This window comes from Actinophytocola glycyrrhizae, from assembly GCF_042653545.1.
Lineage (GTDB): Bacteria > Actinomycetota > Actinomycetes > Mycobacteriales > Pseudonocardiaceae > Actinophytocola > Actinophytocola glycyrrhizae.
The window spans coordinates 887,019-907,834 of record NZ_JBHSIS010000006.1; the positions used below are offsets into that span (position 1 = coordinate 887,019).

Here is a 20,816-nt window from a genome sequence, read left to right on the forward strand (position 1 = left end):
GATCCACGGGACACGCCCTAGCCCGTCGGCTGGCTCGCCTTCGCCTCGGCGTCCTCGCCGAACTTCGGCAGGTCGGGGCGGACGCCGGGGAAGAACTTCGGCACCCGCAGGATCACCTTCATGCCCGCGCCCGGCGCCGTCTCCGCCATCAGCGCGTACTCGTCGCCGAACACCTGGCGCATGCGCTGGTTGATGTTGCCGATGCCGACGTGCGACCCCGTCTTGTGCGCGTCGCGCAGGTCGGCGAACAGGCGGTCGGCGTCCATCCCGACGCCGTCGTCCTCCACGCTGATCAGCGCCTCGTTGCCGTTGTCCTGCGCCACGACCGTCACCGTGCCGCCGCCCGGCTTCGGGGACAGGCCGTGCTGCACCGCGTTCTCCACCAGCGGCTGGAGCACCAGGAACGGCACGACCACCGACAGCACCTCCGGCGCGATCTTGATGCGCACGTTGAGGCGGTCGGCGTACCGCTGGCTCTGGATGGTCAGGTAGCGGTCGATGTTGCGCAGCTCTTCCGCGAGCGTCGTGAACTGGCCCGACGTGCGGAACGAGTACCGGGTGAAGTCCGCGAACTCCTGCAGCAGGTCCCGCGCCCGCTCCGGGTCGGTACGGATCAGCGAGGAGATCGAGTTCAGCGCGTTGTACAGGAAGTGCGGGGAGATCTGGGCGCGCAGCATCCGCACCTCGGCCTTGGCCAGCTGCTGCTTGGACTCGTCGAGTTTCGCCAGCTCCAGCTGGATGGCCACGAACTGGGCCACCTCGTCGGCGGCGCGGATCAGCCGTTTCGAGTTGACCCCGCCCACCACGATCAGCGTGCCCTCGACCTGGCCGTCCGGGATCAGCGGCACGATCACGGCCGTGCGCATCGGGCAGCGGCCGCGGTGGTCGCACGACAGGTTGGTGTGGTGGATGGCCGCGCGCTGACCGTTGCGGATGGCCATGTCGATCGCGCCGGTCAGGTCGGCGTAGTGCTCGTTGGCGCCGCCGTCCCACGACAGCAGGTGCCCGGTCGCGTCCGTGATGCCGATGGCGACGCACTTGAGCATCTCGACCAGGTGCTTGGCGGCCTGGTCCGCGGCCTCCTCGGTGAGCCCGCTGCGCATCGCGGGCGCCGCCTTCGACAACCGCTGCACGGCGTCGAGCACGGCGTCGTCGACGGAGCTGTCCGACTTGCGGGACCGCATCCAGATGGCCAACACCGCGGCGAGGGCGATGAGTACCGCGATCGCGGCGATCGTGCGCTCGGTCAGCAGGTCGGTCACCGGTCAATGCTCCGGCCCCGACACCCTCCGTGGCAAGGGAGGGTCACTTGAGCAACCTCGACAACCGCCGGTCCGCGAGCGGCTTCCCGCCGGTCTGGCAGGTCGCGCAGTACTGGAACGCCTTGTCGGCGAACGACACCTCGCGCACCGTGTCGGCGCACACCGGGCACGGCATGCCGGTGCGGTTGTGCACCCGCAGACCGGACCGCTTCTCGCCCTTCAGCGTGGCCGCGTGCTGGCCCACGGACCTGTTCACGGCACTGGTGAGGATCTCGCGCAGCGCCTCGTACAGCCGGTCGGCCTGGTCGTCGTCGAGCTTGCCCGCGGTCGCGAACGGCGACAGCCTCGCCATGTGCAGGATCTCGTCGGAGTACGCGTTGCCGATGCCCGCGATGATCCTCTGGGTGGTCAGCGCGTTCTTCAGGCGTTCGGTGTGCCCGGAGAGCACTGTGACGAACTCGTCACGGGTCAGTGCCAGCGCGTCCGGGCCGAGCGCGGCGATGCCGGGCACCTCCTCCGGGTCGCCGACGATCCACACCGCGAGACCCTTCTTGGTGCCCGCCTCGGTGAGGTCGAAGCCGGGGCCCTCACCGGGCGGGCCGAGGTGCACGCGGAACGCGAGCGGGCCCCGGCCCGGCTTCGGCGGCGCCGCGGCGAGGTGGTCGGCCCAGCGCAGCCAGCCAGCACGCGCGAGGTGGATGACCAGGTGCAGGTCCCCGATCTCGATGTCCAGGAACTTGCCGTGCCTGCCGGCACCGGTCACCTCCCTGCCGTGCAGCTCGGTCCACGGCGGGGTGACGGTCTTCAGCACGGACAGTGAGGCGACGTCGATCCGCGCCACGGTGCGACCGACACCGTGCTCGCGGATGTGCTGTGCGAGCGCCTCGACCTCGGGTAGTTCTGGCACGGCCCCAGTCTTGCCCGATTCCGGCCGTTACGCCACGGGTTGCAGCGGACCTTCCAGACCCGGCTGCGAGTCGAGCTGGATGTCCTTGGCGATGCGGTTGACCTGCCCGCGCACCGTGAACAGCCCGCGGACGATGCCCACCCAGCGTTCCTCCGGTTCGCCCTCGCCGTTGTCCCCGGTCTCGGCCACGACGGTCCACGGCCTGCGCAGCGCCCAGCGGGCCGGGAAGAACAGGATCGCGAGCACGATCAGCAGACCCAGCCACAGCATCTTGCTGCTCCACGGCGCGACGACGTCGTCCGGGATCGCCACCACCAGGACCACCGCCAGCGACACCACCAGCGCGAGCAGCAAGAACGCCGACAGGTTGCCGACGCTCACGTCGTGCTCGAAGTCGTCGTCGGTGGCCGGCTGGCGCCACTCCATCTCGCCACGGATGGTCCACATCCGTCCGTCGGCCCCGCGCACCACGCGCGTCATTCGATCGCCTCCCGACGCCCGGCAACATCAACTTCAATGATGGCGCATCGTGGGGGGCGTTGTCAGGGCCCGGTCAGGTGGTTGGCGAACTCATCGCGGTCACCTCGGGTTCCCGGGGGTGGGTGTAGGAGGTCGTCGACCGGGTGGTGCGGGTCTGGTCGAGTGAGTTCACCTCGGTGACCGTGGTGATCTCCTGGACGAGCGTGTAGTCCTCGTAATCCTGGCTGTAGGTCTCGACCGTGGTCTCGCGGTACACGATCGGAGCGTCCTCGTCGAACGCCGCCTTCTCGGTCGACATGGGCACGTCGCTGCGGCCGCCGGTGGACGTCGTCGCCACCCGCCCCTTGGCCGCCGCGGGCGAGGACGCCCCGGCCGTCGGCGTCACGGGCGCGTCGGTCTCCTGCGCGCCGTGCTCCCGGCCCGCCGGGAGCTCCTCGGTCCGCTCTGGCGGCACGATCGAGCCCTCGAGGCTGCCGCGCCGCACGTCGATCGTGGTCGGCGGCCGCACCGGCCGGGCGTCCGCGTGGGTCTCGATGGCCCGCTTGCCCGCCAGCTCCATCGGCTTCGAGTCGTCGGCGCCGCCCCACGGCGCGAACGCGAACCCGAGGACCCCGGCCGCGGCCGCGGAGGTCGCGGCCACCCCGATCTGGACCTTGGTGCTCGCGAGCAGGCCCTTCAGCGTCGCGCCGAGCTGCCAGAGCGCGGCCCCGACCACCGGCACGGTCGCGAGCCCGTTGTGCGGGCGCAGCCCGACGAAGATGTCCCGCAGCTCGGCGTACATCGCGGTGCAGGACGTGCAGGTGGACAGGTGCGCCCGGATGCGGCGGCGCTCGATGCCCGACGTGGTGCCCGCGGTGTAGGCGCCGAGCTTCTCCAGCACCGACCGGCAGCCGACGGCACCGCGCTCGGACGCGAGGTGCGCCTGCAGGTAGGCGGCCCGCAACCCCTGCCGCGCACGGCGGGCCAGCGCGGCCGTCGCGTTGGGCGACAGGCCGAAGTTCGTGGCGACGGCCGCCGGGCGCTCGCCCTCGACCTCCATCTTCCAGAGCACCCTGCGCCAGCGCTCCGGCAACGACGTGAACGCGTTGCGGATCAGGTTGCGCTCGGTGAACTGGCCCGAGGTGTCCGGGTTCGACGGGGCGCGGTGGGTCAGCTCCTCGTCGCTGACCGGAACGTCCCTGCGCCGCAGACTCCACTCCCACGCCACGCGCCGCGCGACGATCAGCAGGTAGCCACGCACGTTGTCGACGGGCCCCGAACCACGCCGGATGGCCTGCAGCACCCGGAAGAACGCCTCCGCGGTCAGGTCGTCCGCCTCGGCCCGGTCGCTCGCGAGCCCGAGCGCGAGCCGGAACACAGCGGCCGAATGACGGGAGAACAACTCACCGAAAGCAGCGTCATCGCCCGCACGGAGCCGCTCTAGCAGCTTCCGGTCCTCACCTTCGGGTGCTTCCACAGCCTCGCTGGTCACGACACCTCCATCCCGACCGCCACGGGATTCGCCAAACATGCCACACACCGTTTCGAGTGGACGGCAAACGTTAAGAACGTGAAGGCGATACCTACGAAGGTATTAGGCCATTCTCCGTAACATAATGCACCTTATGGCCCCATGCGAAGGCCTTGACCACCTTCGGGTATGCTTCTCGCCATTGCGGACGTGGCGCAGCTGGTAGCGCATCACCTTGCCAAGGTGAGGGTCGCGGGTTCGAATCCCGTCGTCCGCTCGTTCGAGTGAGCCCACGCTCGCGGAGATCGCTTGCCGGGCTCACTCGCGGTGTCTGCGGGAGTGCCCCACCCGCGGCTTGCTCCGCTCAGCGCGGGCCGTAGCCCATCGCGTTCAGGTAGCGGACCAGCAGCGGCTGCGCCGGGACCGTCCTCCCCATCTCGAAGCCCGCGAGTTCCGCGTGGGACGTACCCGCGAGCTTCGCGAGACGGGTGCGGGTCCAGCCGCGTTCCTCCCGCAGGCTCTGCACGAGCCGCCCCGAGTCCTCCGCGTCCCAGCGGGCCCGCTGCGCCTCGGTCACGTCCACCGCGCGGAACCACGTCGTGCTCATGGCGCGCATTCCACCACCAGTCGATCACCGACGCCAGGGGTCACGCAGCGGACGAACGCGGCGTCAACCGCACCACCAGTTCCGCGCCCAGCGCGTGCGCGAGACGGTCGAGCACGGGGAGAGTGGGAACGGTCCCACCGGCTTCGAACCGCGCGATCGCAGGTTGCGTCATGCGCGCCACCTCCGCGAGCTGCGCCTGCGTCCAGCCACAACCCTCGCGCAGGTCACGAACTGCCTTGCCCAGCTCGAACGCCAGCCGTGCCGCTTCATAGGCCTCAGCAGCTCCCGGCTCGGCCATGCGCCGATCGCGAAGCTCTGCCCAGTCCCGCTCATCGGACATGTTCCCCACCCTCCGCCGTGTGAGCCTGCGCGATGCACCGGTGGAGCGCCCGACGCGCGCGCTCCACCTCCCGCTCCTCCCTCATCCGCGTCTTGCGGAACACGGTCAGGAGCACGATTCGCCTACCGGATGCGATCCAGTAGGTCACCCGGACAGCTTCACCGTCCAGATGAAACCGCAGTTCACGCAACTTGCCATCCAGTTGCCTCGTGTACGGCTCACTCAGCAGTGGACCACGTTCCGCGAGCAGGTCGACGTAGAACGCGGTCGTTGCGAAATGGGCCACGGACAAGCTCTCCAGCCAGTCCCGAACCTCCGGTTCGAGTTCGACCATACCCCAGTCCATACCAAGGATGCTATATCAACGCTGTGTCCTCATCTGATCACCCTGGGCGAGAGCGACGATCAGGACGTGCGGCCCATCGCGCGCAGGAGGGTCGAGAGCATCGGCTCGACCGGGGAGGTGTTGCCTGCCTCGAAGTCGGCGACGGCCGTTTCGGTGACCCCGGCGGCGCCGGCAAGGCGGGCGTGGTCCCAGCCCTCTTCCGCGCGGACGATCGCGACCAGCCTGCCGCAGTCCGCCGCCTCGAAGCGGGCCTTGTCGGTCGCGGGGGCCTGCGCCTGGTCGAACCAGCCGGTCGGGTCAGCCATGGCGCCACCTTACGGACGTCGTGTAACAACATGGCATGAGCTGGCAGGAGCGGCTGCGGGACCTCGGCGACCGGCTGACGTCCGGGGAGATCACCACGAACGACTACCGGCGGCTGAGCGAGGAGATCCTCGCGGAGGCGGACGCCGCCGCGGCCGCGGCGGCACAGCCCGAGGAGAAGCCGAAGGTGCACATCCCGGTGTCGGCAGCGTGGGAGGCGCCGTCGGGGGAGATGACGCAGATCGTCGGGACGCAGGACAGGACGACCGTGGTCAACACCTCGATCGCCGACAAGTCGGCGGAACCTGACGGTCCCGCGACGTGAGACCGGCTAGCGTGCACCCGTGACCACCGAGCTGCCGCCCGTCCACGAGGCGTGGTTGCCCAGGGAGCACTCCCTGCACCGTCCTCGGCACGGCAAGCGGCAGCTCACCGCACTGATCAGCGCGCTGGTCTTCTTCGCGACGCCGGCGCTCATGTGGGTGTTCGGCATGCGGCCGAGCGAGATCGAGAACCACGAGCTCGCGAGCTTCCCCAGCGCCGGTGACGGCTGGGGGCTGTTCACCGGGCTGGAGCCGTGGGCGACCGACAACCTCGTGTTCCGCGAGGAGGCCATCAGCGCCGCCGACTGGGTCAGCCGCACCATCTTCGGTGAACCCCCGCCGTTCGACCAGGGCGGCGCCACGCCGACCGGACCGCTGCCGGGCACGCCGGGTGAGCAGAGCGGCAAGCCAGAACCCGACGAGGACGCGCCCGTCGCGGGGCCGCCCGCCGGGACGGAGCAGGCCGGGTTCCGGAACGTCGTCGAGGGCACGGACGGCTGGCTCTACTACGGCTCCGACGCGCTGTCCAAGTGCCATCCGACGAAACCGCTGGCGGAGACCATCGCCCAGCTCGCGAAGCTGCGGGACGTGGTCGAGCGGTCCGGGCGCACGTTCGTGCTGGTCCTCGTGCCGGACAAGACCACGATGGTGCCCGAGTACCTGCCCGACTCCTACCCTGGCAAGGAATGCGCCGCGCCGGTCACGCCACAGGTGTGGGAGCAGGCCATCGAGGTCGCGGGCGGGTTGGACATGCGGCCCCGCCTCGCCGCCGCGGCCGAGCGCCACGACAGGCCCATGTACTACCCGCTCGACACCCACTGGACCTCGGAAGGCGCGCTGGAGATGGTCAAGGCCGTCGCCCAGGAGGTCAAGCCGGGGGTCGCCGAGAAGTGGCGCATCCAGAAGAAGGACGAGGAGCTGGTGACCGCCGACCTGCCAAGGCTCGTCGGCAGGGACGGCGACAACAAGGTCGTCAACTACCGGCTCAAGCCCGACGGGCGCTACGACCGGGCCCGCGACGCCACCATCGACCTGATCGAGCAGAAGCACTACGACGCCGAGCGCCTGCAGGGCATGGTGTACGCGCCGACCGCCGTGCTCGGCGACTCGTTCCTGGTGAACGCGTCCAGCTACCTGCCTGCCGCGTTCGCGGACCTGACGATGCAGTACTACCGGTCGGCGCAGAACCGGCCGGACGAGGTGATCGACACCTTCACCGACGCCGAGATCGTCGTGTTCGAAGTCGTCGAACGGAACATCGCGGCGGGCGTGATCGACCTTTTGGACCAGCGATTCCTGGACCAACTGGACGAAGAGCTGCGGAAACACCCCGTTGGTTAGAGTTCAGCGGTGACGGACGGAGCCGCGCCCAAGACCTGGGCCGGGCAGGAACAGGACACCGGGGAGCAGAACCCGGGGCAGCAGCAGAACAGCGAGCAGGAACAGAACACGGTTCGCGCGCCCGTGCGCCGGCCGTGGCTCTACCACCGCAGGCTCGCGTTCGGCATCGAACTGCTCGCCCTGCTACCGGCCATCGCGATGGCGTTCGAGGTCGCCGGGGCGCCCCGGCTCCAGCAGCTCGACTACTGGTCGGTGCTGCTGCGGATCACCAACCCGGACGGCGGCTTCCGGTGGGGCGGCGTGTGGAACCTGCACAACGAGCACCCGCTGATCGTGCCGTCGTTCCTCTACTGGGTGGACGCGAAGTACTTCGGCGGCGACAACCGGATGCTGGGCTACCTCACGGTCGTGATCGCCGCGGGCACCGTCGTGCTGCTGCGCCACGCGATGCCGCGCATCCTGCCCGACGTGCTGCGCGCGGGCCTCGTGGTGGCCGCGTCCGCGCTCGTGTTCAGCCTGCACGGCTACCACAACTTCGCGCTCGGCATGAGCGGCACCGCGTGGCTCACCGCGAACCTGCTGGTGATCACGTCGCTGGTCCTCGCGATGAAACGGCAGTGGCTTCCGGCGTGGCTGGCCGGGCTGGTGGCGTGCCTGAGCTACGGCACCGCGTTCGCCGTGTGGCCCGCGTTGTTCCTGATCGCGGTCCTGCACGGGGAACCCCTGTGGCGCCGGCTCACGACGCTCGGCATCGGCGCCGTGGTCATCGCCGAATGGCTCCACCTGCAGTCGGGTCTCGAGTCGAGCGCGAGCGCCGAGAGCGACGGCGTCGGCACGCTGCTGCACGCGTTCGTCACCCTGCTCGGACACCTCTGGACCGGCTCGTCCGCCGGTCTCGCGGTCATCGCGGGCGGGGCCGTCCTGTGCGGGCTCCTCGCGCTGCTCACCGTGCCGGCCGCGCGCACCCGGCTGCTGTGGTTCTGGTGGGCACTCGCCCTGTACGGGGTGCTGGCGTGCGGCATGATCGCGGCCGCGCGGGTCGACTTCGGCAACGGCATCGGGCTGGCCAGCCGGTACACCTCGCTGTCGGTGCTCACGTCGCTGCCGCTGCTCGTGATCGGGGTGACCGTCTTGTTCCGCCGGGCGCCACGGAACGCGTCGCGGCTCGCGATCGCGGTGGGCGTGACCGGGCTCGTCGGGTTCACGATCGGCGCGCCGACGGTGACGGCGGTGGGGACCTACCTCGACGACGCGCCGCTGAAGGCCGTCGCGCTGCGCGCCGAGCTGGATCACCGCTTCTGGTACGGCATCCCCCGGACCGACAGGCTCGCGCCCCGCCTCGAGGCACTCGACCACTACCCGTTCACCGACGACTACACGATCGGCTGCGGCGGACCCGAGCTCGGTGACCGCCTCGACGTCGACGAGATGCGGCCCATGCCGGAGATCGAGGAGGACCAGCGGCGACCGGCGGGCGCGGTCGACGAGTTCGAGACCCACGGGGACACGACCCTGATGCGCGGGTGGGCCACCGGCGGCCGCAGCGATGTCCGATGCGTCCTCGTCGTCGACGCCGAGGGCAGGGTGACGGGCGGTGGCCAGTACCATCTGCCCAGGCCGGACGTGGTGGATCTGCTCGACTGGGTGCCTTCCGACACGGGTTTCGCGGTGGTGGCACCGACCGATCCGGCCGGTCGGCTGGTCGTCGTCCTGGAGGACGACTGGCTGTTCTGGCTCCCCACGCCGACAACAACCGAATAGGGGCCGTTCGACGGGCCGCGCGCCGCCCGTGGTCCGGGCTTTGACAGGCTGGTCGGTGTGGACCTGGTGCGGAGGAATGTGACGTGACGAGCACGGTGACGGACAAGTCGGAGCCGGATTCGGCGCCCGGGGAGCGCGCCGGCGAGGCATCGGCACCCGCCGGCACCTGGCGCCAGCGGCTGGAGCGGTTCACGACGACCCGCTGGCTGGCCCGGCTCATCGAGCTCCTCGCGCTGGTCCCGGCCGCCGCGATGACCATCGAGGTGGCGAAGTCGCCGCGGCTGCACTTCGTCGACTACTGGTACGCGCTGGTCCGGTTCGTGAACATGGACGGGTCGCTCAACTTCGGCGGCCTGTTCAAGGCGTCCAACGAGCACCTGATCGCGATCCCGCAGCTGCTGTACTACGGCGACGCCACGCTCTTCGGCGGCGACCAGCGGATCCTCGGCTACCTCGACATCCTCATCGCGCTCGCGACCGTGGTGCTGATCCGGTTCGCGATCCCGAGGTCGCTGCCCGTCGTGGTGCGCGCGTCGATCGTGCTCGCGTCGTCCGCGCTGATCTTCAGCCTGCACGGGCTGCACAACTTCACCCACGCGATGAGCGGCGCCGCGTGGCTGACGGCGAACCTGATCTCGGTCGGGACGCTGTTGTTCGCGGTGAAGGGCAGGTGGGGGCCCGCGTGGGGCATGGCGCTGCTCGGCAGCATCACCTACGGCACCGCGTTCGCCGTGTGGCCCTCGCTCGCGCTGGTCGCGATCCTGCGCAAGGAGCCGATGTGGCGGCGGGTCCTGCCGCTGGCGCTGGGCGCGGTGATCGTCGCCGGCTGGATGTCGGTCAACCACAACGCGGCCGGTTCCGGCACCGAGAGCGACATCGGCACCGCCATCTACGGCCTGTTCGCGGTCATCGGGAAGATCTGGACGGCGAACAACACCGGCATGGCCGTGTTCGCGGGCGCCATCATCGTCGCCGGGTACGCGGCGATGGCGACCGTGAAGGCGGCCAAGGCGCCGGAGCTGCGGTTCTGGTGGGGTCTTGGCTGCCACGGGTTCTTCGGCGCCGCGATGATCGCCATCTCGCGCATCGACTTCGGCCTCGACTACAGCCAGCACAGCCGCTACACCTCGGTGTCCGTCCTGGCCTCCTTGCCGCTGCTGGTCATCGTCGGCACCGTCGTGCACCGGTTCGCGGCCAGGCACTGGCGCAAGGTCGCGGTCGCCTTCGCGGTCGCGGGCGTCACCGGGTTCGCGCTCGGGGTGCCGACCGCCGACACCGTGCGTGCCGAGAACGCCGACCACGAGATCAAGTCCGTCGGGTTGCGGGCCGGCTACCCCAACGCGTTCGGGTGGGCACTGCCCCCGACCGGGCACAACCTGGTGCCAAGGCTCGAGGTGCTCGGCCACTACCCGTTCAACGACGACTTCACGCTCGGCTGCGGCGGGCCGGAACTGGGCGACACGATCGACCTCACCGGTGTCGAGGAGATCGGGTTCCCGACGGGCGGGCGCACACCCGCGTCCCCGTCGGGCGTGGTCGACCTGGTGGAGGAGAAGCCGGGGTCACGCCTCGTGTGGGGATGGGCGACGGGCGTGAAGGACCCGGTGCGCTGTACCGTTCTTGTCGACTCCTCCGGCAAGGTCGTGGGGGGCGGCGTCAGCGACCGGGTGCGTTCGGACATCGCCCAGCAGTACCTGGGCATCAACGCGGACACCGGATTCGGCATGGTGGGCCCGGACGAGGACGGCCTCCGCGTCGTGGTGATCCTGGAGAGCGGCGCGAAACGCTGGATGCCCGCGGAAGTTCCGGACGACGAGGACCAGAAGTGAGTATGGAGACAGCGAAAGAAGCGCAGGCGGAAGTGCAGGTCAGCGTCCTGATCCCGGTCAAGGACGAAGAAGCGACGCTGGCGACGCTGGTCGGCCAGATCGACACGGCCTTCGCGCCGCTCGCGATCGGGTACGAGGTCATCTTCGTCGACGACGGCAGCACGGACTCGAGCTGGGACGTGATGACCGGGCTCGCCGAGGACAACCCGCGCGTGCGGGCCATCCGGCTCCGCCGCAACTTCGGCAAGGCCGCCGCGCTGTCCGCCGCCGTCGACGAGGCCCGCGGTGAGCGGGTCGTCACGATGGACGCCGACCTGCAGGACGACCCGGCCGAGGTGCCTCGGCTGCTCGCCGAGCTGGACGACGGCGCCGACCTGGTGTCCGGGCACAAGGCGGACCGCAAGGACCCGCTGGGCAAGCGGATCCCGTCGAAGTTCTTCAACCTCATGACCAACGTCATGACCGGCCTCAAGATCAACGACCACAACTGCGGCCTGAAGGCGGCGAAGACCGAGGTGTACCGGCGGGTGCCGCTGTACGGCGAGCTGCACCGCTACATCCCGGCGCTCGCGCACCAGACCGGCTACAAGGTCCGTGAGCTGGCGGTCAACCACCGCCCGCGCGAGCACGGCAAGTCGAAGTACGGCCTGGAGCGGTACGTCCGCGGCGCCATCGACCTGCTGACGGTCATGACGATCACCAAGTACGGCCGCCGCCCCGCGCACCTGTTCGGCGGGCTCGGCATGGCGTCCGGGTTCATCGGTTTCCTGGTGCTGGCGTACCTGACCGTCGTGAAGCTGTTCGGTGGTCAGGCCATCGGCGACCGGCCGCTGCTGATGCTGGGCATCCTGCTGGTGATCCTCGGCGTGCAGCTGATCTCGATCGGGTTGATCGCCGAGATCGTGCTGCACCGGACAGCGAACCGGCGAGAAGCGACGGACCTGATCTCCCACCGGACCCCTGCCGAACCGACCGTCCGCGACGCGGCGGTCACGGTCACCGAGAAGGTTGAGGCATGAGTGGTGTGCGTGGCGCCTACGTGAGCGGCGTCAGGACCCTCCGCAAGGCCGCGGAGAAGACCGGTCTGCTGGGCAAGCTGGAGGACAGTGCGTCGCCGAAGGCGCGGCACGTCCGCACCCTGTTCTCGATCTTCGACGCCGGTGACATGGTCCGCATGGACATGGCCTGGTGGAGCTACCCGGCGATGCGCAGGGTGGAGGAGTTCCTCGCGTCGCGGCCGGACGCGCGGATCTTCGAGTACGGCGCGGGCGCGAGCACGCTGTGGCTCGCCAAGCGCGCCGCGCAGGTCGACAGCGTCGAGCACGACACCCGGTGGGCCGAGTCGGTGCGCGAGATGCTGGCCGACTCCCCCGGCAACGTGAAGCTGCACGTCGTGCCGCCGATCGCGGCGACAGCCGACACGGTCGTGCGCTCGGGTCGCGTCGGGCACACCGACCTCGACTTCGCCGACTACGTGTCCGCGATCGACGAGGTCGGCGGCCCGTTCGACCTGATCGTGGTGGACGGGCGCGCCAGGGTCGACGCGTTCCGCCGCGCCCTCGACCACCTGGCCGAGGGCGGGGTCGTCGTGTTCGACAACATCAAGCGCAAGCGGTACTGGGACGTCATCTCGGCCATGCCGGGCCTGCGTTTCGAGCTGCTCAAGGGCGGCACGCCGACCCTGCCCTATCCGACGACGACCGGGCTGATCTGGCGTGTCTGAGCGGAGCTTGCGGAGCGAGCATGGTGTCTGAGCGGAGCTTGCGGAGCGAGCGGCGTGTCTGAACCGGCCACCCCGAAACCGAGCCGGCGGGCCGACCTGCTGGCGATCGTGTTCGTGGTGGTCGCCGTCGGGATCGCCGTGTGGGCACTGCGCGACGACTTCCCTTCGATGCTCGACGCGGTCGGGGAGATCGCGTGGTGGCGGCCGGTCGTGGCGATGGCCGGGATCGTGCTCGGTCTGCTGGCGACCGCCGAGGTGTGGAAGCACTGCCTCGGTGCGCTCGGTTCGCCGGTGACGTCCAGGGCGGCGCGGGAGATCTTCTTCCCCGCCCAGGTCGGCAAGTACCTGCCGGGTTCGGTGTGGCCGTTCCTCGCGCAGATGAGGTTCGCGCGGGAACGGGGTGTGCCGGGCGGCATGGCGTTGCTGGCCGGGTCGGTGTTCCTGGTCGTGCACACGGTGACGTCGGTGCTCGTCGGCGCGCTGCTGCTGGTGAGCCAGCCCGCGCTGGTGAACAGGTTCGGCTGGGCCGGGCTGTGTGTCCCGCTGGCGCTGGTCGTGCTGCACCCCAAGGTGATCAACTTCCTGGCGCGCAAGCTCGCGAAGCGGTCCGGGTCGGAGCCGCCGGTGCTGCGGTGGTCCGGGCTCGTGAAGCCGCTGCTGTGGATGCTGCCGGCATGGGCCGGCTACGGCGGCGCGGGCTACGTGCTCGCCGACCCGTTCACGGACTCGGTGCTGACGCTGGCGCTGGTGTGCACCGGCGCGTTCGCGCTCGGCTGGCTCGTGGGGCTGCTCGTGTTCCTGGCGCCTGCCGGGGTCGGCGCGCGGGAGGCGGTGCTGATCCTGACGCTCACGCCGCTGCTCGGCGCCCCCGCCGCGGCGACGGTCGCCCTGATGCTGCGTGTCGGCCACACGCTCGCGGACCTGCTCCTGGCGCTGCGGTACGGCCTGGTCCGCGCCCGCGCGAACCGGGCGGCCGAGGCGGGACAACCCGCGGGCGTGTGACCCTGCCGTGTCCGGCAACCACGCTCGCCGCCCACCGGTGGCATGGCGAACTCGTGCCGTGTTTCTGGTCCATGTGCCAGTGCGGTACGTGACTTCTCACCTAATCTCGACACCCGCGGTACGACACTGGCCTTTCTCGTCACCATGGCGGGGACGGCGGTCACCGCTGCGCTCTCGTACCGCTTCGTGGAGGCACCTGCGGTGCGGTGGGGTGCGGATGGGAAAATCGCGGACAGAACACTGCGGAAAGGGCGCCGGATGACCTGGCAGGAAGAGCTGAGGCAACTCGACAGCGCGCTCGCGGGCGGTGAGCTCGCCGCGAACGAGTACCGCAAGCGCCGGGACGAGATCCTCGCGGCCGCTTCATCCGCACAACCACCGTCGCCGGTCATCGGCCCGCCGACCGGCCCGCAGCCCGTCGTCCCGGCCGAGGGTGCGGGACCTGGCGAGAACGCCGAGGTCACGCAGGTCGTGAACGTCGAGGGCGCCGAGGCGGAGCAAACCCAGATCATCGACGTCGCCACGATGGACGGCGCGACCGGCAAGGCGGGCAACGGCGGCGCGAACGGTGACGTCGAGCGCACGCAGGTCGTCACCGCCGAGGCGTCACCCCCACAGCAGCAGCAACCACAGCAGCAACCACGGCAGATGGCGCCGCAGCAGCCCGTGTGGGCCACCCAGTTACCCGACCCTGCCGCCACCACCGGCGCCTTCCCGCGCCAGTCGCAGCCGATGCCGGCCCCCGCCGTCACGCCCATGGACGCGCAGGACCTGTTCACCAGCAACAAGGCACCACGTGGCGGCCGGAAACCGTGGCTGATCGGGATCGTCGTGCTGGTCGTGCTCGCGCTCGCGGGCGGCGCCGTGTGGTTCTTCGGGCTCCGCGGCGATGACGACCCGCAGCAGGCCGCGGACGGCGACGAGCAGCAGACCTCCGCCGTGGAGGAACCGGCCCCTGAGCCGGTCGACGTCACGAAGATCGAGCTGCCCGGCGAGCCCGGTCTGAACACGGGCGAGATGAACATCCAGCGGGCCAGCGAGCTGAACGTCATCGCACCGGCCGAGGCGACGCTGCTCGCGGGCGCGGGCGCCGACCGGCTCGTGCACAACGGCACGTCCGAGGGCGACTACAGCTTCCTGCTCTACTCGTTCCAGAGCGAGGACGCGGAGGCGGCGCAGGAGCTGACCGCCAGCATCATCGACATCCAGCGGCAGCTCGGCTTCGAGCCGACCGGGGTCGAGGGCGTACCGGAGACGGTGGACGTGTCCACGGTCACCAACGCGGAGGCCTCCGGCACGCGCGGGGTGTACACCTACGGGGACACCACGATCCTGATGTTCGTGCTGCAGATCCCCGCCGGTGACGTCGACGAGATGCGCGTTCAGTTCCAACGGGCGATGACCGCGGTTACGGACGCGGCACCACCGGCGGAGTAGAACCACCCGGGAGTGTGACCGCACCCCGCACCCAATAGTCTTTCCCAGGCCACGGCGGGGCACTGCGCCGGCGGCCATTTCATCTGGTTGGAGGGCACTTCATGTCCTGGCAAGACGAGCTCGCACAGCTCGACAGCGCATTGGCGGCCGGCCAGATCTCCGCGGACGAGTACCGCACGCGGCGCGACCGGGTGATCGCCCAGGCGTCCGGTCAGAGCGCGCCCGAACAGCCACAGCAGCAGGGGGCCGAACCGACGGCGGTGTTCCGGCCCGTGCAGCCCCAGCAGGGCTTCGAGGGCGCCGACCGCACGCAGATCGTGTCCGGGCAGCCCCCGGGCAACGAGCACACCCAGGTGGTCGGCCACACCGACGCGGACAGCACGCAGATCGTGCCGAACGTGCAGGCGCAGCAGCAGCAACACCCGCACTTCCCGCCGCCGCCGCCGCCCCCGCCGTGGGAGAGCCAGCAGCCGCACCCGCAGGCCATGACCCCGCCCCCGTGGGCGAACGAGGACCTGCCGCCGGAGTTCGGGCAGCAGAGCTGGCCGCGGCAGGGCCCGGAGGTCTTCGAGGAGAAGTCCCGCGGCGGCGCGGGCAAGGTCGCGGGCATCATCGTCGCGGTCGTCGTGGTGCTCGCGCTCGCCGGCGGCGCCATCTGGTTCTTCGGCTTCAAGGACAGCGGCGGCAACCAGGCCGACGACCAGAAGACCAGCGAGCAGACGCAGCCGAAGACCACCAGCCCGAAGCCGCCGCCCCCGGACATCCCGGAGGGCCCGTTCCTCGACCTGCCCGGTGCGAAGGTCTACAACCGGACCGTGCCGATCGCGCAGGCGGTCGCGGAGAAGGTGCCCACCGAGGCGGAGGCGAAGCTGCTGCAGTCCGTCGGCGTGTCCGAGGTCAGCGGCCTCGTCACCGACGTCGAGTCCGGGGTCCGCACCGGTCTGTGGGCGTTCAAGGTCGGCGAGGCGGCCGACCCGGCCGCGGTGCTCACGGCGATCGACCAGCTCTACCAGTCGGCCAAGTACGAGCTGCTCAGCGACGACAACGGGGTCAAGGTCCGGCGGCTGCCCGCGGACAAGCCCGAGGCGGACACCGCGTACCGCGCCCACTACCTGACCGACGACGGCTACCTGGTGCGGGTCGAGGTGTACGGCAAGGACTCGGCGAACGTGGAGTCGGTGTTCAACGAGCTGCTCCCGGAGGAGACCGACGAGTTCCCGCCGGTTTCGTGAGGTCGGCGAGGGCGATTTCGACGACCATGGGCTCATGACCTTCGACTACGCGGACGGAGCCGAGTCGGCGGTGCTGGCGGCCCTGCGGTCCGCGCGGGACGTGAGCGCCGGGTCGACCGAGCTGTCCCGGCTGGTCGAGACGTGGGAGACGGCCTACCACTTCTCCCCCGCACGGCTCGGCCTGCTCGCGCCGCTGCGGATCGCCCCCGGGCTGCGGGTCGTGGACCTCGGGTGCGGCTCCGGTGTGCTGTCCAGGGCGCTTGGCGAGGCGGGCGCGTCCGTCCTCGGCATCGAGGGCGTGCCCGACCGGGCGGCCGCGGCGCGGGAACGCTGCCGTGACCTCGCCGACGTGCGGATCGTCGAGGCGACGCTGGCCGACGGGCTCGCCGGTGCTGGCCCCTTCGACCTCGCGCTGCTGTGCGGGGTGCTGGAGTACAACGACCCGGCGGCGCTGCTGCCCGCCGTGACGGCCGCCCTGTCCGACGACGGCGTGGTCGTGCTCGCGATCGAGAACCAGCTGGGACTGCGGTACCTGCTCGGCGGCGTCGAGGACCACCACGACAAGGCGTGGGTCGGGCTCGCGGACTACCCGGGCGCGAAGCGCAGCCCGCGCACGTGGACCCACCGGACGCTCGCCGAGCTGCTCACGGGCGCCGGGCTCACGGCACAGCGGTGGCTGTTCCCGTACCCGGACTACAAGCTGCCGAGGGTGGTGCTGGACGAGGCCGCGTTCCGGCACGGGCCCGAGCTGGTGGAGAAGCTCGTCCGCGACCCGCTGCAGGGCTCGTTCGGCGGCAACGACGGCGTGGTGTCCGGCCGGGTCGCGCACCGGCTCGCGATGGCCGAGGGCATGGGCACCTCGGTCGCCCCGTCCTTCCTCGTCGTGGCGTCGAAGTCGCGGGCCGCGCTCGAGAACGTGGTCCAGCCCGGGCTCGCGTGGCTGATCAGCGGCGCGCGCAGGCCCGTGTGGCGGCGGACGCGGCAGCTCACGGCCGACGGCACGCTCCGGACCACCCACAGCGGACTCGGTGACTCCGGTTCGTGGCTGCGGCAGGTTCACCTGGTGGCCGAGCCGCTGCACCCCGGCCGCCCGCTCGACGCGTGCCTGCACGACGCCATGCGCACCGGCGACCACGACGAACTGGCCCGCCTGTGCGAGCTGTGGCGCAGCACCTGCACCGCGCGGGCGCGGGCGCTCGACACGGCCGACCTCGCGCACCCGTTCCTGCCGCACCGGCAGGACGTGCCGGTGCTGCCGCCGGACCACCTCGACGTGCACCCCGGCAACCTGATCATCGGCCCGGACGGCACGGTCACCCGCGTCGACCTGGAGTGGCACGCGGGCCACGGCGTGGACGCCGAGCTGGTGATGCTGCGGGCACTGCTGGAGTTCGCCCGCGAGACCGTGCAGGGCCACGCGCCGCACCCGTGGACCGCCCGCACCACCGTCCGCGGCGTGCTCGCGGAACTGTGTGCGCTGACCGGCCTGACCGCCGCACTCGAACACCGCTGGGCCGAGCTGGTGACCGCCGAGGCCGCGCTGCAGGAGCAGGTGACCGGCCACCCGGCCGCCAGGATCGCCGCCGCCCTCGACCACGACGTCACAGCCGACCACGGCAGCCCGCTGTGGCAGCTCCCCGGTGGGCTGCGGCGGCTGCGTGCCGACGCCGACGCGCTCCGCGCGACCGGGCACGAGCGGGACGCCGCCCTCGAACGGGAACGGCGGCTTACCGACGAGCTGACCAGGCAGGGCGCGCACGTCGACGACCTGACCCAACGCCTCGCGCAGGCCGAGCACGGCCTCGTGATGGCGCGGTCCGAGATGGACCTGAAGGACGACCGCATCGGGCGGGCGTTCAACGACCTCACCGCGGCCGTCGCGGAGGCGGCAGAAGCCTGGCAGGCCAACGAGCGGACCGAGGCGGCCCGCGCCGCGCTCGACGCGGAGGCGGCGGCCCTGCGGGACCGGCTGCACCGCACGCGGGCCCGGCTGGACGCGCTGGAGAACGCGAAGCTGGTGCGGGTCGCGCACAAGTCGCTGTGGCCCGCCGGAAGGCTGGTGCGCGGCGTCCGCGACCTGGCGCTCGGCAGGCCGGGCGACGAGCCGGACGGGCTGCTGCGCAAGCTCGGCGCGAAGGCGCCGGGGCTGACGAGGAAACTCGCGGGCCGGTACCGGCGTTCCGCCGCCTCCGCGCGGGACGACGGCCTGCACCACGACCTCCGGGTGCCGGACACGGTGCCGGTCGGCGCGGGCCAGGTGCTCGAACTGAACGGGTGGGTCGCGCACGCGTCGGTCGGGGTGCGGGCGGTGTCCGTGCGGGCCGGGTCGCGGCACGTGCCCGGCAGCCTCGGCCATCACCGCCCGGACGTCGCGGCGGCGCTGCGGCCCGGCGGGGTGCGGGTGCCGGACGGCAGCGGCGTGTCGTTCCGGATCCCCGTCGCCGGTGCCGACGCGCCGGGAAGGCTCCCGCTGACGCTGGTGGTGGACCTGGTCGACGGGACCACGCTGACCCGGCCGCTGCCCACGGTGACGCTGACGCGGACCAACCTGGCGCCCACGGCGGTGCGCTGGCCCTCGGAGGGCGGGAAGGTCGCGATCTGCATGGCGACCTACCGGCCCGACCCGGACTTCCTGGCACACCAGCTCGACTCGATCCGCGCGCAGAAGCACTCGAACTGGGTGTGCGTGATCGCCGACGACGCGTCCGGCGACGAGCACGTCGCCACGATCCGGCGGCTCACCGACGGCGACGACCGGTTCGTGGTGCTGGCCGGTGACGAGAACGTCGGCTTCTACCGCAACTTCGAGCGCGCGCTGACCCACGTGCCCGCCGACGCCGAGTTCGTGGCGCTGTCCGACCAGGACGACGTGTGGGACGCGGACAAGCTGGACACGCTGCTGGAACGGTTCGACGACCCGGACGTCACGCTCGCGTACTCCGACATGCGGCTGATCGACGAGCACGACGAGGTCGTCGGCACCTCGTTCTGGCGGCACCGGCAGAACCAGCGGACCGACCTGGACGCGATGCTGCTGCTCAACACCGTGACCGGCGCGGCGAGCATGGTGCGCGCCGACGTCGTGCGCGACCTCGTGCTGCCGTTCCCGCCCGGCACCCCGTCCGCGTTCCACGACCACTGGATGGCCACGACCGCGCTCGCCGCGGGCCGCATCGAGTTCGTGGACCGGCCGCTGTACTCCTACCGCCAGCACGGTGAGGCGGTCACCGGCCGCCGCGACGACCGCCTCGACGACGGTCTGCCGACCGGGCTCGGCTGGCTGGGTCTCGCCATGGGCGCCCGCCGGGACGACCCCGAGCTGGAGGCGGTCGCGGAGTTCGAGCTGCGGCGGGTCGCCCAGTACGCGACCGTGCTGCTGATGCGGAACTGGCACCGGCTCGGTCCGGTGCGGGAGACGCTCGCCGAACTGACCCGGGTGGAGCGGGACCTGAAACCACTGGTGCGCCGCGCCCGTGCCGACCGCCCGCAGACGGCCGGCGCGGAACGCAGGCTCCTGGCCGCGGCGGTGCGGTGGAAGTCGTTGCGCGGCAAGCGGTTGCGCGTGCCCGCTCGCCCACCGCACCCACTGAGCTAGGGCTTCTCCGGCTTCTGACCCGGGCGCGGCGTGACCGCCTTTCGCCTTGGCTTCTCCCGCGCGGCCTCTTCGCGGTCGACCTTCGCGGTCAGGACGTGCTGCTGGCCGAACGTCCACACGTTGCTGGCGAGGAAGTACAGCAGCACCCCGATCGGCACCGGGAAGAACAGACCGGACCCGAGCATGCCGATCGGAGCCAGGTACATCATCGTCCTGCTGAGGCCGGCCATCCGCGGGTCCATCTCGGTCTGCCGCCGCAGTGACATCCGGTGTGACATCCGCAGCGACAGGAACGTCGCCGCACCGGCGATCAGCATCAGCGGCACGCCGACGGCGAGCATCGCGGGCCTGCCGGTGCCGAACGCCGCCAGATCGGCGGCGGGCTGGCTCACCCAGTTGCCGAGCTTCGCGCCGAACAGGTCCGCGTTCAGGAACGACTCCACTCCCGCGCGGTCGAAGACGTGGTTGGCGGTGGCGCCGGGGGTGAAGTCGCGCAACACCCAGTACAGGCTCAGGAAGACCGGGATCTGCAGCAGTGCGGGCAGGCAGCCGCCGAACGGGCTGGTGCCGTTGTCGGCGTGCAGCTTCTGGATCTCCTGCGCCATGCGCCGGCGGTCCTTGCCGTACTTCTCGCGGATCTTCTTCAGCTGTGGCGCGAGTTCCTGCGTGCGCCGCCCGGCGCGGACCTGGCTGAGCGCGGGCCGGATGAGCAGGGTGCGGATGGTGAAGACGAGGAACACGATGGCGAGCACCCACGCCGTCCCGCTGTCGGGGTTGAGCAGGGCGCCGAAAACGGTGTGCCAGAACCAGAGAATGGCCGAGACCGGGTACAGGAAGATGTCGAACAAGGGTCGCTCCGGGAGTTCATGCGCGTTGAC

Annotated in this window: 19 protein-coding genes and 1 tRNA gene; 11 read left to right on the top strand and 9 right to left on the bottom strand. The window is 71.0% G+C overall.

Annotated elements, in window-relative coordinates; all coding sequences use genetic code 11:
- Window positions 1-17: 17 nt before the first annotated feature.
- The 4 genes from ACFPCV_RS14960 to ACFPCV_RS14975 form a co-directional block, all read right to left on the bottom strand.
- Window positions 18-1,262 (bottom strand): GAF domain-containing sensor histidine kinase, encoded by a 1,245-nt coding sequence (locus ACFPCV_RS14960; protein ID WP_378056731.1) that lies wholly within the window; start codon window positions 1,260-1,262, stop codon window positions 18-20.
- Between the two features lie 43 nt (window positions 1,263-1,305).
- Window positions 1,306-2,169 carry a DNA-formamidopyrimidine glycosylase family protein gene (locus ACFPCV_RS14965; protein WP_378056732.1) on the bottom strand — a complete coding sequence of 288 codons (864 nt, stop codon included), beginning with the start codon at window positions 2,167-2,169 and terminating at the stop codon, window positions 1,306-1,308.
- 27 nt (window positions 2,170-2,196) lie between these two features.
- Complete coding sequence (locus tag ACFPCV_RS14970; protein ID WP_378056733.1) at window positions 2,197-2,649, bottom strand: DUF983 domain-containing protein; 453 nt, start codon at window positions 2,647-2,649, stop codon at window positions 2,197-2,199.
- A gap of 73 nt (window positions 2,650-2,722) precedes the next feature.
- Window positions 2,723-4,120, bottom strand: coding sequence for a sigma-70 family RNA polymerase sigma factor (locus ACFPCV_RS14975; protein WP_378056734.1), 1,398 nt, complete (start codon window positions 4,118-4,120; stop codon window positions 2,723-2,725).
- A gap of 183 nt (window positions 4,121-4,303) precedes the next feature.
- Between ACFPCV_RS14975 and ACFPCV_RS14980 the strand changes: the two genes are divergently transcribed.
- Window positions 4,304-4,376: transfer RNA gene (locus tag ACFPCV_RS14980), tRNA-Gly, on the top strand.
- Between the two features lie 87 nt (window positions 4,377-4,463).
- On the opposite strand, the gene ACFPCV_RS14985 is transcribed toward ACFPCV_RS14980, so the two are convergent.
- From ACFPCV_RS14985 to ACFPCV_RS15000, 4 genes are read right to left on the bottom strand one after another with little or no spacing between them, the layout of a single operon-like run.
- Window positions 4,464-4,706, bottom strand: coding sequence for a helix-turn-helix domain-containing protein (locus ACFPCV_RS14985; RefSeq protein WP_378056735.1), 243 nt, complete (start codon window positions 4,704-4,706; stop codon window positions 4,464-4,466).
- Between the two features lie 40 nt (window positions 4,707-4,746).
- Window positions 4,747-5,046 carry a helix-turn-helix domain-containing protein gene (locus tag ACFPCV_RS14990; protein ID WP_378056736.1) on the bottom strand — a complete coding sequence of 100 codons (300 nt, stop codon included), beginning with the start codon at window positions 5,044-5,046 and terminating at the stop codon, window positions 4,747-4,749.
- A complete protein-coding gene (locus tag ACFPCV_RS14995; protein WP_378056737.1) occupies window positions 5,036-5,392 on the bottom strand; it encodes a type II toxin-antitoxin system RelE/ParE family toxin in 357 nt (118 codons plus the stop codon). The genes ACFPCV_RS14990 and ACFPCV_RS14995 overlap by 11 nt, the downstream gene beginning before the upstream one ends.
- A gap of 59 nt (window positions 5,393-5,451) precedes the next feature.
- Window positions 5,452-5,697, bottom strand: coding sequence for a helix-turn-helix domain-containing protein (locus tag ACFPCV_RS15000; RefSeq protein ID WP_378056738.1), 246 nt, complete (start codon window positions 5,695-5,697; stop codon window positions 5,452-5,454).
- A gap of 35 nt (window positions 5,698-5,732) precedes the next feature.
- On the opposite strand from ACFPCV_RS15000, the gene ACFPCV_RS15005 reads away from it, so the two are divergent.
- The 10 genes from ACFPCV_RS15005 (at window position 5,733) to ACFPCV_RS15050 (ending at window position 19,938) form a co-directional block, all read left to right on the top strand.
- Window positions 5,733-6,020, top strand: coding sequence for a hypothetical protein (locus ACFPCV_RS15005; protein WP_378056739.1), 288 nt, complete (start codon window positions 5,733-5,735; stop codon window positions 6,018-6,020).
- A gap of 19 nt (window positions 6,021-6,039) precedes the next feature.
- Complete coding sequence (locus ACFPCV_RS15010; protein WP_378056740.1) at window positions 6,040-7,359, top strand: alginate O-acetyltransferase AlgX-related protein; 1,320 nt, start codon at window positions 6,040-6,042, stop codon at window positions 7,357-7,359.
- A 9-nt stretch (window positions 7,360-7,368) separates the two neighbouring features.
- Window positions 7,369-9,120, top strand: coding sequence for a DUF2339 domain-containing protein (locus tag ACFPCV_RS15015; RefSeq protein WP_378056741.1), 1,752 nt, complete (start codon window positions 7,369-7,371; stop codon window positions 9,118-9,120).
- Between the two features lie 83 nt (window positions 9,121-9,203).
- Window positions 9,204-10,949: a hypothetical protein gene (locus ACFPCV_RS15020; protein WP_378056742.1), complete on the top strand. Its 1,746-nt coding sequence runs from the start codon at window positions 9,204-9,206 to the stop codon at window positions 10,947-10,949.
- Between the two features lie 2 nt (window positions 10,950-10,951).
- A complete protein-coding gene (locus ACFPCV_RS15025; RefSeq protein WP_378056942.1) occupies window positions 10,952-11,968 on the top strand; it encodes a glycosyltransferase family 2 protein in 1,017 nt (338 codons plus the stop codon).
- A complete protein-coding gene (locus tag ACFPCV_RS15030) occupies window positions 11,965-12,672 on the top strand; it encodes a class I SAM-dependent methyltransferase (RefSeq protein ID WP_378056743.1) in 708 nt (235 codons plus the stop codon). Before ACFPCV_RS15025 ends, ACFPCV_RS15030 begins: the two co-directional genes overlap by 4 nt.
- A 54-nt stretch (window positions 12,673-12,726) precedes the next feature.
- Window positions 12,727-13,674 (top strand): lysylphosphatidylglycerol synthase domain-containing protein, encoded by a 948-nt coding sequence (locus ACFPCV_RS15035; RefSeq protein WP_378056744.1) that lies wholly within the window; start codon window positions 12,727-12,729, stop codon window positions 13,672-13,674.
- A 258-nt stretch (window positions 13,675-13,932) separates the two neighbouring features.
- Window positions 13,933-15,111 (top strand): flagellar basal body-associated FliL family protein, encoded by a 1,179-nt coding sequence (locus tag ACFPCV_RS15040; RefSeq protein ID WP_378056745.1) that lies wholly within the window; start codon window positions 13,933-13,935, stop codon window positions 15,109-15,111.
- Between the two features lie 101 nt (window positions 15,112-15,212).
- The gene (locus tag ACFPCV_RS15045) at window positions 15,213-16,343 is read left to right on the top strand and encodes a hypothetical protein (protein WP_378056746.1); all 1,131 of its coding nucleotides are present in this window, start codon (window positions 15,213-15,215) and stop codon (window positions 16,341-16,343) included.
- Window positions 16,344-16,377: 34 nt separating this feature from the next.
- The gene (locus tag ACFPCV_RS15050) at window positions 16,378-19,938 is read left to right on the top strand and encodes a glycosyltransferase (RefSeq protein WP_378056747.1); all 3,561 of its coding nucleotides are present in this window, start codon (window positions 16,378-16,380) and stop codon (window positions 19,936-19,938) included.
- On the opposite strand, the gene yidC is transcribed toward ACFPCV_RS15050, so the two are convergent.
- A complete protein-coding gene (yidC, locus tag ACFPCV_RS15055; RefSeq protein ID WP_378056748.1) occupies window positions 19,935-20,786 on the bottom strand; it encodes a membrane protein insertase YidC in 852 nt (283 codons plus the stop codon). The genes ACFPCV_RS15050 and yidC overlap by 4 nt on opposite strands.
- Window positions 20,787-20,816: the final 30 nt, after the last annotated feature.

What these genes read in the sequence shown, in the direction of transcription:
- ACFPCV_RS15025 (WP_378056942.1), top strand. Translation starts at nt 10,952, where the DNA reads ATGGAGACAGCGAAAGAAGCGCAGGCGGAAGTGCAGGTCAGCGTCCTG.
- ACFPCV_RS15005 (WP_378056739.1), top strand. Translation starts at nt 5,733, where the DNA reads ATGAGCTGGCAGGAGCGGCTGCGGGACCTCGGCGACCGGCTGACGTCC.
- ACFPCV_RS14985 (WP_378056735.1), bottom strand. Translation starts at nt 4,706, where the DNA reads ATGAGCACGACGTGGTTCCGCGCGGTGGACGTGACCGAGGCGCAGCGG.
- ACFPCV_RS14970 (WP_378056733.1), bottom strand. Translation starts at nt 2,649, where the DNA reads ATGACGCGCGTGGTGCGCGGGGCCGACGGACGGATGTGGACCATCCGT.
- ACFPCV_RS14995 (WP_378056737.1), bottom strand. Translation starts at nt 5,392, where the DNA reads ATGGACTGGGGTATGGTCGAACTCGAACCGGAGGTTCGGGACTGGCTG.
- ACFPCV_RS15040 (WP_378056745.1), top strand. Translation starts at nt 13,933, where the DNA reads ATGACCTGGCAGGAAGAGCTGAGGCAACTCGACAGCGCGCTCGCGGGC.
- ACFPCV_RS15050 (WP_378056747.1), top strand. Translation starts at nt 16,378, where the DNA reads ATGACCTTCGACTACGCGGACGGAGCCGAGTCGGCGGTGCTGGCGGCC.
- ACFPCV_RS15030 (WP_378056743.1), top strand. Translation starts at nt 11,965, where the DNA reads ATGAGTGGTGTGCGTGGCGCCTACGTGAGCGGCGTCAGGACCCTCCGC.
- ACFPCV_RS15000 (WP_378056738.1), bottom strand. Translation starts at nt 5,697, where the DNA reads ATGGCTGACCCGACCGGCTGGTTCGACCAGGCGCAGGCCCCCGCGACC.
- ACFPCV_RS14990 (WP_378056736.1), bottom strand. Translation starts at nt 5,046, where the DNA reads ATGTCCGATGAGCGGGACTGGGCAGAGCTTCGCGATCGGCGCATGGCC.
- ACFPCV_RS15045 (WP_378056746.1), top strand. Translation starts at nt 15,213, where the DNA reads ATGTCCTGGCAAGACGAGCTCGCACAGCTCGACAGCGCATTGGCGGCC.